The organism is Haloarcula japonica DSM 6131 (assembly GCF_000336635.1).
GTDB lineage: Archaea > Halobacteriota > Halobacteria > Halobacteriales > Haloarculaceae > Haloarcula > Haloarcula japonica.
The window spans coordinates 360,042-373,560 of sequence record NZ_AOLY01000037.1; the positions used below are offsets into that span (position 1 = coordinate 360,042).

17 protein-coding genes are annotated in these 13,519 nt (G+C 64.4%); 10 read left to right on the top strand and 7 right to left on the bottom strand.

Translation table 11 applies throughout. The features are described 5' to 3' along the window. Positions 1 to 83: 83 nt before the first annotated feature. From C444_RS13075 to C444_RS13085, 3 genes are all read left to right on the top strand, one after another. A complete protein-coding gene (locus tag C444_RS13075; RefSeq protein ID WP_004593397.1) occupies positions 84 to 1,178 on the top strand; it encodes a DUF7139 domain-containing protein in 1,095 nt (364 codons plus the stop codon). 116 nt (positions 1,179 to 1,294) lie between these two features. Beyond that, positions 1,295 to 1,621 carry a transcription factor S gene (locus C444_RS13080; RefSeq protein WP_005535365.1) on the top strand — a complete coding sequence of 109 codons (327 nt, stop codon included), beginning with the start codon at positions 1,295 to 1,297 and terminating at the stop codon, positions 1,619 to 1,621. Positions 1,622 to 1,630: 9 nt separating this feature from the next. Continuing rightward, a complete protein-coding gene (locus C444_RS13085) occupies positions 1,631 to 2,239 on the top strand; it encodes a hypothetical protein (RefSeq protein ID WP_004593398.1) in 609 nt (202 codons plus the stop codon). Here the strand turns inward: C444_RS13085 and C444_RS13090 are convergent. The 4 genes from C444_RS13090 to C444_RS13105 all read right to left on the bottom strand — a co-directional run bounded on the left by C444_RS13090 (position 2,220) and on the right by C444_RS13105 (position 4,002). Further along, positions 2,220 to 2,600 carry a hypothetical protein gene (locus C444_RS13090; protein WP_004593399.1) on the bottom strand — a complete coding sequence of 127 codons (381 nt, stop codon included), beginning with the start codon at positions 2,598 to 2,600 and terminating at the stop codon, positions 2,220 to 2,222. The genes C444_RS13085 and C444_RS13090 overlap by 20 nt on opposite strands. 2 nt (positions 2,601 to 2,602) lie before the next feature. After that, complete coding sequence (locus C444_RS13095) at positions 2,603 to 2,812, bottom strand: hypothetical protein (protein WP_004593400.1); 210 nt, start codon at positions 2,810 to 2,812, stop codon at positions 2,603 to 2,605. A 76-nt stretch (positions 2,813 to 2,888) separates the two neighbouring features. After that, positions 2,889 to 3,611, bottom strand: a complete 723-nt coding sequence (locus C444_RS13100; protein ID WP_004593401.1) for a methyltransferase domain-containing protein — start codon at positions 3,609 to 3,611, stop codon at positions 2,889 to 2,891. Position 3,612: 1 nt separating this feature from the next. Next, the gene (locus C444_RS13105; protein ID WP_004593402.1) at positions 3,613 to 4,002 is read right to left on the bottom strand and encodes a nascent polypeptide-associated complex protein; all 390 of its coding nucleotides are present in this window, start codon (positions 4,000 to 4,002) and stop codon (positions 3,613 to 3,615) included. Positions 4,003 to 4,148: 146 nt separating this feature from the next. Between C444_RS13105 and C444_RS13110 the strand changes: the two genes are divergently transcribed. After that, positions 4,149 to 5,099, top strand: coding sequence for an AEC family transporter (locus C444_RS13110; protein ID WP_004593403.1), 951 nt, complete (start codon positions 4,149 to 4,151; stop codon positions 5,097 to 5,099). Here C444_RS13110 and C444_RS13115 read toward each other — a convergent pair whose 3' ends face one another. Together C444_RS13115 and C444_RS13120 are read right to left on the bottom strand one after the other, a co-directional pair. Further along, complete coding sequence (locus C444_RS13115; RefSeq protein WP_004593404.1) at positions 5,100 to 5,585, bottom strand: hypothetical protein; 486 nt, start codon at positions 5,583 to 5,585, stop codon at positions 5,100 to 5,102. Between the two features lie 116 nt (positions 5,586 to 5,701). After that, positions 5,702 to 6,169: a PUA domain-containing protein gene (locus C444_RS13120; RefSeq protein WP_004593405.1), complete on the bottom strand. Its 468-nt coding sequence runs from the start codon at positions 6,167 to 6,169 to the stop codon at positions 5,702 to 5,704. 588 nt (positions 6,170 to 6,757) lie between these two features. Here C444_RS13120 and C444_RS13125 point away from each other — a divergent pair. Next, complete coding sequence (locus C444_RS13125; protein WP_004593406.1) at positions 6,758 to 6,940, top strand: hypothetical protein; 183 nt, start codon at positions 6,758 to 6,760, stop codon at positions 6,938 to 6,940. 135 nt (positions 6,941 to 7,075) lie between these two features. Here C444_RS13125 and C444_RS13130 read toward each other — a convergent pair whose 3' ends face one another. Continuing rightward, on the bottom strand, positions 7,076 to 7,573 hold the full coding sequence (locus C444_RS13130; RefSeq protein ID WP_004516675.1) for a LabA-like NYN domain-containing protein: 498 nt from the start codon (positions 7,571 to 7,573) through the stop codon (positions 7,076 to 7,078). A 170-nt stretch (positions 7,574 to 7,743) separates the two neighbouring features. Between C444_RS13130 and C444_RS13135 the strand changes: the two genes are divergently transcribed. The 5 genes from C444_RS13135 (at position 7,744) to C444_RS13155 (ending at position 13,375) form a co-directional block, all read left to right on the top strand. Next, positions 7,744 to 9,357 carry a pentapeptide repeat-containing protein gene (locus C444_RS13135; protein WP_004593407.1) on the top strand — a complete coding sequence of 538 codons (1,614 nt, stop codon included), beginning with the start codon at positions 7,744 to 7,746 and terminating at the stop codon, positions 9,355 to 9,357. A gap of 256 nt (positions 9,358 to 9,613) precedes the next feature. Then, a complete protein-coding gene (gene dapA, locus C444_RS13140; RefSeq protein ID WP_004593408.1) occupies positions 9,614 to 10,534 on the top strand; it encodes a 4-hydroxy-tetrahydrodipicolinate synthase in 921 nt (306 codons plus the stop codon). Then, the gene (dapB, locus tag C444_RS13145) at positions 10,531 to 11,280 is read left to right on the top strand and encodes a 4-hydroxy-tetrahydrodipicolinate reductase (RefSeq protein ID WP_004593409.1); all 750 of its coding nucleotides are present in this window, start codon (positions 10,531 to 10,533) and stop codon (positions 11,278 to 11,280) included. Before dapA ends, dapB begins: the two co-directional genes overlap by 4 nt. Before the next feature lie 418 nt (positions 11,281 to 11,698). Continuing rightward, positions 11,699 to 12,529, top strand: coding sequence for a 2,3,4,5-tetrahydropyridine-2,6-dicarboxylate N-succinyltransferase (locus C444_RS13150; protein WP_004593410.1), 831 nt, complete (start codon positions 11,699 to 11,701; stop codon positions 12,527 to 12,529). Between the two features lie 318 nt (positions 12,530 to 12,847). Continuing rightward, positions 12,848 to 13,375, top strand: a complete 528-nt coding sequence (locus C444_RS13155; RefSeq protein WP_004593411.1) for a hypothetical protein — start codon at positions 12,848 to 12,850, stop codon at positions 13,373 to 13,375. Positions 13,376 to 13,519 lie beyond the last annotated feature (144 nt).

A 13,519-nucleotide genomic window follows, 5' to 3' on the forward strand; every position in this document is an offset into this window, starting at 1 on the left:
GTCTGTCGGTCAGCGTACGCGCGTGCCCGCGTCATGCATCTGTCTGACGGGTAGTTTTATCGGATGTAGCAGTAGTGTACTGCATGACTAGTCTCACCGACGTGTACGAGGGGGATGTCGGGCGCGTCGCATCGCGCCGCCAGCAGCTCGTCGGGACAACCCTGTTTCTCGTTGGTGTTGCCGGACTCGTCGGGGCAATCGCGCTCGCAACGACCGGCATCGGAAACAGATACGGGCTGGACGCCTACGCAGCCAGGCGAATCGCCGGTGTCATCGCTGGGCTTGGGCTGCCGTCGGTCATCCTCGGTGTGTTCGCGGTGTTGCCGGCCAGTCGTCGAATCCGGCTGACTGCTCTCGGTGGCACGGGCGTCGCAACAGTCGGCGTCGTGCTGTTCCGGTCACTGTACCCCTACAGTTGGACCAGCAGCGACCCGTTACTGGCACTGCTCACTGGTGCCGTCTACTTCGCTGGTATCGTGACGACGTTCTGGTGCCTGTTCGCATCGCTTGCGACGTTCAAGACGAGAAACGACCCCGGTGGGACGGCACGCATGGAAGTGACCGAGGAAGGGACGATCCGTCTCGTAGAGGAAGCTCGGACGCTGCCGGGACTGGGCGGTATCGGGTTCTTCGGACAGGACCCGGACGGCACAGTTGAGACACAGACGAACCGACCGGGGACAGGTCCCGAGGGCGCCGTCAGCGATGGCGGGACCGGACAGCACTCGGGCGAGGCACACACGGCCACCAGCCGCCATCGGCAGCCGACGGGCAGCACGCAGTCTGACCACAGCACGCGGTCACAGCGACAGTCAGACAGCGACAGAGCGACGGAGGGACGGTCGGACCGTCGGGCGACCACTGGCTCGAACACCGGTCAGCAAAACACCGCGTCGCGTGGGACGAGCCGAGCCGGCCCCTCCGAGAACGCGCTCGACCCGAGAATAGCTGAGGCCGGCCCGGAAGCGTCCACGACGACCGACGGCGGCACAGCGACGACGGGACGTGACGCGATCACAGAGACAGCGGTCCATCAGGGCGAACCAGACACCTACTGCGGGAACTGTCGGCATTTCGAATACGTGATGCAGGACGGCGACATCGAGCCGTATTGTTCCTTCCACAGCGAGGTCATGGACGATATGGAACCCTGTTCAGCGTGGGTTCGCAACGATTGAGAGCGTCAACACGCCGATTTTGCTGTTCGGTCCGTACTACACGGCAACACACAGAGAGGACGGCCCAGGTGAAACCGGGCGTTTAACACGGCCGGCAAGCAAACGGTGGTACTACAATGGAGTTTTGCGACGAATGCGGTTCGATGATGAAAACGGACGACGAGCGCTGGGTCTGCGGTAGCTGCGGCTACGAGAAGGCTCGAAACGCCGAGACCGAACAGGAGATGGCTGTCACCACACAGGGTCAGGAGGAATCGGAAGTCGTCGATACCTCCGAGGTCGACGCCGAGGACATGGGCCCGACGACGGGCGCACGCTGTCCCGAGTGTGGGAACGAGCGGGCCTTCTACGAGATGAAGCAGATCCGCGCGGCCGACGAGTCCGAGACGCGCTTTTTCACCTGTACCGAGTGCGAGCACAAGTGGCGCGAGGACGACCACTGAGGCCGGACCGTGCCCGCTGATCCCGCGTTCCCGGACGTGCCCGCGGACCGTCTGCGCGACGGCGGCTGGGCGCTCGTCGACGAGAGCGTCGAGACCGTCTTCAAGCTGCCGACGGCCCGTGTCGAAGGCGCGACGAAGGTGTTCGACGACGACGGCACGCGCGAGGCTGTCCGGGAGGCGGTCGGGTTCGACCACCAGTGGCGGTTCTTTTTCGCGACTGCGCTGTCGTTTACGCCGCCGCTTGCGCCGGGGATCGGACCGGCGATGATTCTGCCGACGGTCCGCTCGGAGGCCCAGTCGGCCTTCGCCGAGGAACTGGCCGACAGGGGGTTCGAGTCCGTCGAGCGTGGCCGGAAAGAGCGGGTTCGCGTCGACAGCGGCGACCGCGCCCGGTTCCGGACCTACAGCGCCGAACTCGATCTCGCCGTCGACGCGACACTGTCGATCACCGGCTGGGTCGGCGTCTGGCACGGCGACGGCTTCCGCATCGCCGCCGGGGCGTATCCCGACCAGTCGCTGTCGACCCTTCTAGATATTGAGAACCCGCCGGAACCGCTCCGGCGAACGCCGTCGGACTACCGGGCCGAACTGCTTGCCCTCATCCGCGCTGTTGCGTAAGCGCCAGCAGTAATCCGTCGACGAGTAGTTCGAGCGGGCCGAGTCCGAGCCGTTCTGCGAGCCCGCTCGGAACGGCGTCCGCGCCGAGCCGAGCGACGGGCGCACCGCGGACCCGGAGTTCGGCGGTCAGTCCGGCTGCGTCGAGAGCCGCGGCGGCGTCGGGACCATCGACAGGCCGGTCCCGCCAGAGTTCCAGCGCCGCCCCGAGCGACGGCAGGTCGACGGCGACGAGGTCGTCGTACCCGCGGACGGCAAACGCGGTCCCGTCTTTCTCGACGGTCAGGTCGGCGTCGATGGCGAGAGCCGGGCGGCGCTCGATGACGGCGAACAGGTCACCGACCGTCGTCGCCGTGGCAGTCACTGTCAGTCGTTCTCGCGTGTCGTGATGGTGAGCGTCCCGTCGACCCGCCAGCGGGCGTGGTCGGCGTCCTCGCCGGCCTTGCTCGGAACGTCGACCTCCATCTCGTCGAACTCGTAAGTTATCTCGGCGTTGCGCCCGGTCAGTCGGTCGTACAGTCCGATTGCGAGGTCGGGCCAGGTTGTCGTCTCCGAGGGCGTCTCTGTTTCGCTCATGCAAGCGAACTGACGGGCTATAGACATTTCAAACCAGCACCCAACAAAAAGGGGTCGCCCGCCTCGGTCGACCAGTTCAGGGCCGCCGCGCGAACGTCAGGTAGCCGGTGTGGCCGACGCCGCCGGTCGAGGGACGGGAGCCGCGGTCATCGAAGTCCATCTCTCGCTGGATGGTGTCCAGCGTCTCGACGCCGTCGAGGCCGACCTCGGTGGCCGTCGCCACGACCTCTCGCGTGTTCTCCACGAACGGGGAGTACACCGCCAGCGACCCGCCGCGGTCCAGCAGCGTGGGCGTTCGCTCGACCACGGTGGGGGCGTCCTCGGTGTCGAGGGTCAGCACGTCAAAGCCCGAGAGGTCGTCCAGATCGTCGGTGATGTCGCCGGTCCGGACCTCGACGGTGTCCGCGACGCCGGCGATCTCCATGTTCTGACGGGCCACGTCGGCAAAGTCGGGATCGCGCTCGTAGGTCACCACGTCAGCGCCGATACGGCCCATGTACGCGCTGAGGATGCCGGTCCCGGTGCCAGCATCGAGGACGCGATCTGCCGCGGCCACGCCGGTCTTGCCGACGACCAGCCCCACGTCGCGGGGCATCATCGGCGCGCCGGTGCGTTCGAGGTGGGTAAACAGGTCCGGACCGCGCAGCCGGCGGACGGTGAAGCCAGTTCCCAGATGGGTCTCGACGACGTCGCCCGGTGCCACGTCCTCGGGTACCTCCAGAATGCCGAGGTCGGACTCGAACCGCTCGCCGGGGTCCAGCAGGTACTCGCGGTCTTCGTGGACGAAGAGGTACGCCACGTTACTCCAGTTCGTCGACCGCGTCCGCGAGGTCGCCGTCGTTGGCTTCGAGCGCCTCCCGTGCGGTGTCCTCGTCGACGCCGGCCCGCATGGCGACGAGTTCGACGTCGTCCTCATCGACAGCGGCGTCGCTGTCGGACTCGTCGGCGTCTTCGGCCGCGGCCGAGCCGTCGCCCGAGCCTAGTTCGCGGCTCTCGGGGTCGCCGACGACCTGATACGTTTTCTGGCCCTGGGCTTCCATCAGCTGGACCTCCGCGTCGTCGAAGACGAGCTCCTCGTCCGGGGTGCGGATAATTACTTCCTGCGCATCGATGTCCTCCATGTCGATGCCCATCTGTTCCATCATCTGCTTCATCTTGCGCGGGTTCATCCCGCCGCCTCCGCCAAACATACGTAGGACTGGCGGGGCAGGGCAGAAAAGCGTAGCGACCCGGACTTGGTCGGGCGCTCGGCGTGGAACAGCAGCGCCGAGCTGCCGGAACCGGCACGCCCGCGGTGCTTCGTAACGATTCTAAGGCTCGACCGTCCATCCCCGCCGTGTCACTGCTGTCCATCTTCGCCACGGCCATCCTCCCGGTCGTCGCCGTCGCAGCGGCCGGTTTCGCGCTCGGCCGGGCGAAAGGCACCGATCCCGACGCGCTCAACACCATCACGGTGTACGTCCTCGCGCCCGCGCTGGTCGTCCACAGCCTGACCACGTCGACGCTTGCCGGCAACACGATTCTGAGCGTCGTCCTCGCCGTCGTGCTGTTCACCGCGGCGATGCTTGTCCTAGCGGAGGGCGTCGGCCGCCTGACCGGGCATTCGGAACCCCTGCTGGGCGCGTTCGTCCTCGTCTCGATCTTTCCCAACACCGGGAACTACGGCATCCCGCTGGCGGATTTCGCCTTCGGCGCGACGGGGCGCAGTACGGCCGTCCTCGTGACCGCGCTGCAGGGCGTGCTGCTCTACACCGTTGGTATCTACATCGCCGCCCGGGGCAGCGGGGGCAGCCCGCTGGCGGACATGCGCCGCGTGTTCGGCGTCCCGCTCGTGTACGCTGTCGTCGCCGCGCTCGCCCTGCGCTGGCTCGGCGCGGTGCCACCAACCGATTCGACAGTGATGCAGACCCTCGAACTGCTGGGCAACGCCTCGATCCCGGTGATGTTGCTCATCCTCGGGATCCAGCTCTCGAACGTCGACGGGAACAGCGATTTCCGTTCTGTCGGGGTCGCCAGCGCGATGAAACTCCTGCTGGCTCCGGTGCTCGCGTTCACCGCGGTACTCGCCGTCGGCTTCCAGAACCAGACAGTTGCGCAGGTGGTCGTCCTGTTGCTCGCGACGCCGACCGGCGTGACGACGCTCATCCTCGTCGGCGCGTTCAGCCACGGGACTGGGGACCAGTCACCGGGCGAACTCGTCAGCGCGACGGTGTTCCTGACGACCGTTGCCAGTGCGGTGACAGTGACGGTTCTGGTCTGGCTCTTGCAGTCCGGGCTGCTCCTGTAACTACTCCTCCCAGTATATCCTGATCTCGTCAGCAGTAATATCGACGAAGTGATTCGAGCCGCTGCTGACCGCGTACCGCCCGAGAGTCCGTTCGATGGTCCGACTGGAACCACCCGCCACCTGCACAGTGATCGTGTATTCGCCGGTCGTACCGATCATCGGGTCATACTCGACCGACTCACCGGCGGCCAGCGTCGCCGTCTCATCAAGGACCGTCGTTTCGTCTCTCGTGATAGTGAGCGTGACAGTCTGCTCGCTGTCCGTGTCGTTGTCGACGACAAACAGGACCGGGTCGTCGGGGGCGGGCGTTACTGTCGGTGTCGGCGTGTCCTGTGGCGTACTGGTCACTGCTGCTGTCGGCTGTTCCGCTGGCGTCGTTGTGGTTACCGATGGCGTCGAGCCGTTCGTCGACGTGTCGTCACCGGGCGCACCACAGCCGGCGATTGGGGAGAGCGCCAGCATGGCAAGGAGCGTTCGGCGGCGCATATCGCTCGTCTCGAAGGGGACAGCAAATGCTTTCTGTCATACTGATCTTGTCGGCCCTCCCGGATAGTGCCAACCACGAGGGCGGCACGTCTCGGGCAACCGCAACAGAATCCGCCTCAGTCCGCTGTGCCCTGCCGAACCTTCACAGCCATCCCCGTCTCGAAGTCGTCCATGCCGCTGCCGGGCAGTTCCGCGCGGCCGACGGCGAGCAGATAGCCGTCCTCGTGGACGACGAGGGCCTCGTCGCCCGGACGGAGAGCGCTGTCGGCGGACTGCACGAACTTCGCGAAGGCGTTCCGGCCCTCGCGGATGAATGGCTCGCTCTCGTCGCCGACGACCACGCGGTGTCGCGGCCCGTCGAAGGCATCGAGGAGTCTGCTCCCGCCGGCGAGTCCGAGTCGGAAGCGGCCGTCGTCGCCATACGTGGCGATGCGGCCGTCCGTGGCATGGACCTGTCGCGGCCGGCCGGAACTAGTGTGTGTTACGTCGAGGGCGTCAGCGCCGGCGAACAGCGCCGTCCCGCCGCCACCGCCGAACTGGTAGTCGGCCGCGCGCCGGAGCCCGCGGAACTCGTCGTCACTCATTGCCCGTGTTCGATGCCGGGTGATAAACCGCCTTTCGGTTCTGCCCGTGCCACTGTTCGACGCAGTCCGAGATGAAATGTGAGGCCGACCGTGGCTGCCCGAACCACGGCCGACCGAAATCGTGTGGCAATGGTGAATGCCACTCCCCCCGATCCGTTCCGAATCAACGGTCTGGCCCTATGGATGACGGTGTCCCGAACCGGAATGCCATTGGTTCGATCCGTCAGTCGCCCCGGCCCGAGTACACGGGGCGTGTGCCTCTGTATCCGCTCCGTGGTCAGCGATCCGACCACGACGCCTAGAACTGCAGTGGGTCGCCGTCTCGCGCCTGTTCCGTGACGAGCGCGAGGGTGTACCGACCATCCTCAGCGGGTGGCAACATACCGTCTCTGTGACCCAACTGGTCGGGGGCACTACAAGGGGATGTGTTTGCTGCTTCAGTTATGCAGGTGGGCCGGAAATACCGTTCTGTCGGGCCGGAGCGGTAGCGTCTCTCAGGGGAAATATGGTTATTGCTGTCCAGTACCATACTTTCCTCCGTCGATTTTGGGGAAATTTATACCGGATGACGTCCAAGTGACGGGTGATATGGCTACAGACACGCGAAAAGTGATTCTGGGCGCTGCGCTGCTGGCGATCAGCACCGTGCTTATCCTTGGTACAGGGGCAATCGACATCGGCATCCCGGCCGCTGCCGGAGCGCTGGCTGCACCTGGGCTGGCCGCCGGAGCCCTCCTCGTTGGAACGTCAGAAGACGGTCGCCCGGTCTAACCGCCGAGAGCCTTTTCCTGCGAAACCCAAGCACAAGCACTTCTGAGCCTGTCGAGCCGCGGGAAGCTATTCCGGGTACGTGGTTGGATCAGTGGTGGAGACAGCGCCGGAGCGACTGCCCACGTATTGGGTCGGCTATAGCAGGAATCGGTCGGAATCGTCGCTCATGTCGATAAACCCGTCAACGGCCGCTTTGAGGTCTTCGGAGGACGACTCTTCGAAGCCCATCGCTTCGACGCGACAGCCTTCGTGGCGGAGATACCGACATACACGAGCGAAGTCGCCGTCACCAGTACAGAGCACTACCGTATCGACGTGATTTGCTAGCGAGACCGCGTCGAGACTCATCCCGACGTCCCAGTCGGCCTTCTTCGACCCGTCCTGAAACGTCTTGATGTCCTTGATGCGCGTCTCAAAGCCGATATCGACGAGCGCTTCGAAAAAGGACTCTTCCTCGGGCGAGTCCGCTCGGATGACGTAAGCAATAGCGCGGGTCAGTTCACGGCCGTCAACGGCCTCTTCCAGTAGCGCCTCGTAGTCGATGTTCCGCGAGTAAAGACTCCGGGCAGTGTGATAGAGGTTTTGCGCGTCGGCCAGTACGGCCACGCGCTGTCCCGGCTGGGAAACTGTCATATCCGGATTTTTCTCCCGGACTGGGATAGGTTTTCGGGGTTTAGAGAACAGTCGGAGCGCGCGGGTCGGCAGTCAGTCTGGGCTCAGCGAGACACTGACAGACCGTGGTCTATGTGACTGTCACGGGTGTTTTTTATCATGGTCGGATTACAGAGCGACGTGAGTGCGTCATGACGGCTACGTGTGGGTACAGCCACGATGTATCCGACGAGCGATTCGATGATATTGACGGGGACAGGTGGGTCTGTTCGCGGGAGGCGCTGTCCGACAATGAACCGTGTCTTTTCCATGCTAACCCGGACCGTGTTGATGAGACAGCAGTGTGTGACCAGTTGCTCCATGCGGTCGCCGGGGGGTCAGGACCGGTGCGGCTCATCGGGGCAAGCCTGGGTGCACTCGACCTCGATTACGCCGTGCTGGACGGGCCGTCGAACCAGCCGCTGGACCTGCGAGAGTCGACTATCTCCGGGAGCGTGTCGCTCAGACACGCGACAGTTAAAATGCCGCTCCTGTTTCAGGGGAGCCATCTACGCGAGACGCTGGACCTAGAGGACTCGGTGCTCACCCGGCGTGTCGACTTCGGCGGTGCGACGCTCGCCGGACGGGTCTCGTTTCGAATGGCGGATTTCCGGTCATGGCTCGATCTGGGCGGAACAGAGTTTCGTGGCCCCGTCTACGCGAGAGTTGCCCGCTTCCGGCGGGGCATCTACGGTGTCGAGACGCTGTTTACCGACGCGGCCGACTTTCTCAACACTCGATTCGACGACGTGGCCAACTTCTACCGGGCGACGTTCGAGTCCGGGGCCGTCTTCGACAGTTCGACCTTTACCGGCAACGCGCAGTTCATCGAAGCGACAATCGACGCGCCGGCAGTGAAACTCGACTCTGCAAGTGGTAATCCGCGCAGCACAGCCGAGACACTCAACGGAGTTGCACTGTCGATGAACAACGTGACCTGTGAACGTGAGTTCCGGCTTACCGACGCCACACTGACCGGGGATGTCACGTTTACCGGGAGCGACCTCGGTCGAGACCTCCAGACAGGTGGGTTGTCGGCAGACGGGTCCGACGTCGTCGTCGACTGCACCGATACGTCGGTTATCAGCGGCGTGGTCGGCGGTGACGCCGAATCGGTAACGTACGATATGACTGAAGCAGTCGTTGGTGAGGTCGAACTCGTCGACAACGCCGCATTCAGCGTATTTCGCTTCGACGCAACGACCTTCGAAGGGTTCGATTTCAGTTCCTACAAGCGGGAACTCGCGGCTATCGACTGGCAATTGCACAACGATGCGAACCAGTCCCCTGAACGGCTGGAGAACCTCTATCTCCGGGCGAAAAACGGAGCCAACGAAATAGGAGACAGCCGGGCCGCTTCGGAGTTTTTCACCAGAGAGATGGACTACGTCCGCCGCGGCCACTGGCGGCGGATGGTCGAGACCGCAAGCCCCGTGACAGCACTCAAAAGCGCCGGCAAGTGGATTTCCAACGTCAGCCTCAAGGTTTCCTGTGGGTATGGAGAACGGCCACTGCGACCCGTGTTTTTCTCACTCATCGTCATCCTGCTGTTTTCGGGAGTGTACGCCGCGTTCGATGCCCCGATCACCTACACGAAGCCGCTCGGGTTCGTCATCTTCAGTATCGTCAGTTTCGTTTCGATAATCCTTGGCCTCCCCGAGGCGGCTGGGACACTACTGAGCTTCGTTATTGCCGTCGAAGCGTTCATCGGTGGGTTCACCATCGCGCTGTTCGTCTTTACCCTCACACGGTCGATCAGTCGCTGAGGCGGCGTTTACGCCGAGCACGCCGTTGGACGAGAGCGTAAGCGATAAGTCCCTCACGGTTGATCCCATAGGTATGCGACGACGCGCCGCAACTTCGCCGAAACCGCTGACCGCTAGCCAGCGCGTCGTCTCGAAACCAAAGCGCAAGCAGCCTTTCTGATGGCTCGTTGCGGGCGTAGCGACCCCGTCCCGGGCCGCCTTTTCGGGTATCGACAGACCGGACAACCTAACCCACAGCGACACCACACATTCAGCAATGACAGCTATCGACTTCCGCGGCGTGTTCCCAGCGATGTGCACGCCGTTCCATCAAGACGGCAGTATCGACTTCGAAACACTCAGAGAGGACGCACAGCGCCTCGAGTCCGCTGGCGTCGACGGCCTCGTTCCCGTCGGCTCGACCGGCGAGTCGGCGACGCTCTCACACGACGAACACATCGAGGTCGTCGAGGCGGTCATCGACGCCGTCGACGACGTGCCGGTCATCGCCGGTTCGGGGTCGAACAACACCCAGGAAGCGCTGGAGCTATCGCAGCGCTCCGCCGAAGCCGGCGCTGACGCCCTGTTACTCATCTCGCCGTACTACAACAAGCCCGAACAGCAGGGGTTTATCGACCACTACACGACCCTGGCCGACGCGGTCGACCTGCCACAGATCGTCTACAACGTCCCCTCGCGGACGGGCCAGAACATCGAGCCCGATACGGCGGTCGAACTCGCCTCGCACCCGAACATCCGGGCGTACAAGGCCGCGAGCGGCGACATGAACCAGATTTCCGAGATCATCGAACGCACGCGGGGCGAGGACTTCGCGGTGCTGTCCGGCGACGACGGCATGACGCTGCCGGTGTTGTCGGTCGGCGGGACCGGCTGTATCTCCGTCTCGGCCAACATCGAGCCGGAGCGCACCTGCGCGATGGTCGGTGCGGCGCTGGCCGACGACTACGAGCGAGCGCAGGCGATTCATCATGAACTCGGCCCGCTGTTCCGCGCGATGTTCGTCGAGACCAACCCCATTCCGGTCAAGGAGGCCATGCGAATTCGTGGCTACGGCCCGGCACACCTCCGCTCGCCGCTGACCCGCCTGTCCGACGACCATCTCGACCACCTGCGTGACGTGCTCGCCACGCTCGAAACCGAGGACCTGGAAGACGAGTACGCGGAGGCCGAGCGATGACGCGGGTGGCGGTCAACGGTGTCACCGGCCAGATGGGCGGTGCTGTCATCGAGGCCGCCACTGACAGCGAGGTCGTCGTCGGCTTCGCAACGAGTGACGTAGACGCAGTCGACGGCATCCCGGTCGTCCAGCCGGCCGAGGCCGCCGCTGCGCTCCGGGAGTACGACGTGGACGTCGTGGTCGATTTCGCCGTCCCAGAAGGTGCCGTGACTGTCGCCGAGGCCTGCGTCGAGGCGGGCGTCCCGATGGTCGTCGGGACCACCGGCTTCGACGAGGACGGGATGGGTCGCCTGAAAGACGCCAGTGAGGAGATCCCGCTGCTGAAGGCCACCAACTTCTCACAGGGGATTCAGGTCCTCCAGCGACTCGTCCGTGAGGCCGCCGGAACGCTCGACGACTACGATCTGGAACTGATGGAGACCCACCACAACCGCAAAGTCGACGCACCGTCGGGCACCGCCAACAGCATCCTCGACGTGATTCAGGAAGAGCGCGACGTGGAACCAGTGTACGGCCGGGAAGGACACGCGCCGCGCGACGAAGACGAAATCGGCGTGTTCGCGCGGCGAGCCGGCGACATTCGCGGCGAACACGAACTGGTTCTGGCCGGCAACGACGAAGTCCTCTCGCTCTCCCACCGGGCCGAGGACCGTGGCGTGTTCGCCGCTGGTGCACTCGATGCGGCGACGTGGCTCGTCGGCCGCGACGCCGGCTGGTACGCCTTCGGTGACGTCGTGGACGCCTGAGCGATGGAGACCGACACAGCGACAGTTTTCGTCAGCCACGTATCGCCGTCCGCTGCGATTTCGTTCGGACACTGCGTCTGAGGAACTCTCCCCTCAGTGTGTTCAGACTACAGATATCAATATGTGATAATACACATTCGAATACTTCTCTCTATATTACGGGTAGCCTTATATGTTGGAATTGCTGAGTGTTCCGTATGGCTACGAACCAACACGTACAACTGCCAGCGACCGACTGCCCGCGATGTTCAAGTGAATTCAAAGCGACGGCTCCGCGAATCAGCATGTGCCATGAATGCGGCTACATCCCCGGCCGCGGATCGGACTGAGAGCGGGACGCGGCCAGCGGAATGAGTCACAGTAGCACATCCGTCTCGAAACCCCGGTAGGTAAGCCCCCGGCGTCGCAACCGGGTGGTATGAGCCTCGAAGCCGACATCGACGACCTCTGGCAACGGAAACAGGACGGCCTGTCAGCGACCGACGCGACCGACGACCACCTCGCCGTACTCGATGAGTTCCTCGCGGCGCTGGAAGCTGGCGAGGTCCGCGCCGCGGAGAAGTCCGGCGGCGAGTGGGAGGCCAACGCCTGGGTCAAGCAGGGCATTCTGCTGAACTTCGGCCTGCGCGAGACCGTCGCCCGCGAGTACGGCGGCGTCGACTACCACGATGTGCTCCCGCTACGGGAGACCGCGGACCTCGGGGAGCGCGGGACCCGCAACACGCCGGACGGCACGACGATCCGCCGCGGCGCGTACCTCGGCGAGGACTGCATCATGATGTCGCCCTCCTTCGTCAACATCGGGGCGTACGTCGGCGACGGCACGCTCGTCGACTCCTGTGACACCGTCGGTTCCTGTGCCCAGATCGGTGAGAACGTCAAACTCGGCGCGAACACGCTCATCGGCGGCGTTCTCGAACCGGTCGAGAACGCGCCGGTCATCGTCGAGGACGAGGTGTCGCTGGGCGCTGGCTGTCGCGTCACCAGCGGCTTCGTCGTCGGCGAAGGATCGATTGTCGGCGAAAACACGCTCCTGACGCCACGGATTCCGGTGTACGACCTCGTCGAGGACGAGGTTCTCTACGGCGAACTGCCGCCGGAGCGCCGCGCGTTCCAGCGCTTCGTCGACTCTTCGGTCGGCGAGAACGACCTCATCCCCGGCGGGGCGTACAAGCCCGCTGTCGTGGCGACCGACGTGGAAGAGGAGACGCTGGAAGCGACGGAGCGAGAGGACGCACTTCGGGAGTAGCGAGGTTCTGAGCGGAGCGAAGAACCTCGACGGAACGGTGAGCGGCGGGAGCCGTGGAGTAGCGAGAGCCGCTCCCTATGGTCGCGCCTCTCGTTAGACGAACGGTGAGCGGAGCGAACCGTGAGCAGCGAGGTAGCGACCAGCGGAAGCACCCTCGAATAACGAGAGCGGTGAACGGAGTGAATTGTGACGTGCCGTATCCGGGTGACGGTGCTCACTGTCACCTGGGTGTGTTGCTGTAGCCATGCGAACAAGCACCCGTTACCACGGGGTGAACAATCGCCCGCATATTTGGTACCATACCACAAACACTATCGCATGAGCCAGGGACACACCGTCTCTCGCGTCTCGGCAGTGACGAGGTACAGATGGGTCGCTGGCGGTGCGAGCGGGCTGGTCGCCGGCGTCGGCATGGGCGTCGTCTTCCACGCCGGCGCGAACCTCATGCCGTTCATCGGGGCACTGTACGGCTGGCCGTCCGTCCTCGGCGGATGGGTGGTCCACCTGCTGAACAGCGTTCTCGCAGGCCTGCTGTTCGCGTTCGTCGTCTCCCGGCCGGTGTTTCACGGCCAGATAGAGTCCGTCGGAGAGAGCGTCGCGGGCGGCGTGGTCTTCGCGGCCGCAATCGGCCTGCTCTCAACAGGGTTCCTGCTCCCGGTCTCGATGAGCGCGCTGGGTGTCCAGTCGTTCCCCGAACCGCTTGTCCCGCTGCCGGGCATGCTCGGGAGTGTCCTCGTCGTGGCGTCCGTGGGCGTCGCCCACCTCGTGTACGGCTTGCTCCTCGGCTGGACCTACGCCGCAGCCAGGGGTCACAGAACTCCCGACAGCATGGCGAACGAGGCGTGACGGGCGTCGACTCCGCTCAGCCGGCGCTCACGTCGCGGCGGTGTCGTCGCTACCGACGACAAGAGGGAACGCCGGAAGCGATGGAGTGAGAGAACGCACTCAGGGAGTGTCGTGGCAAGCGAGGTAACGACCTCCAGTGGTGTA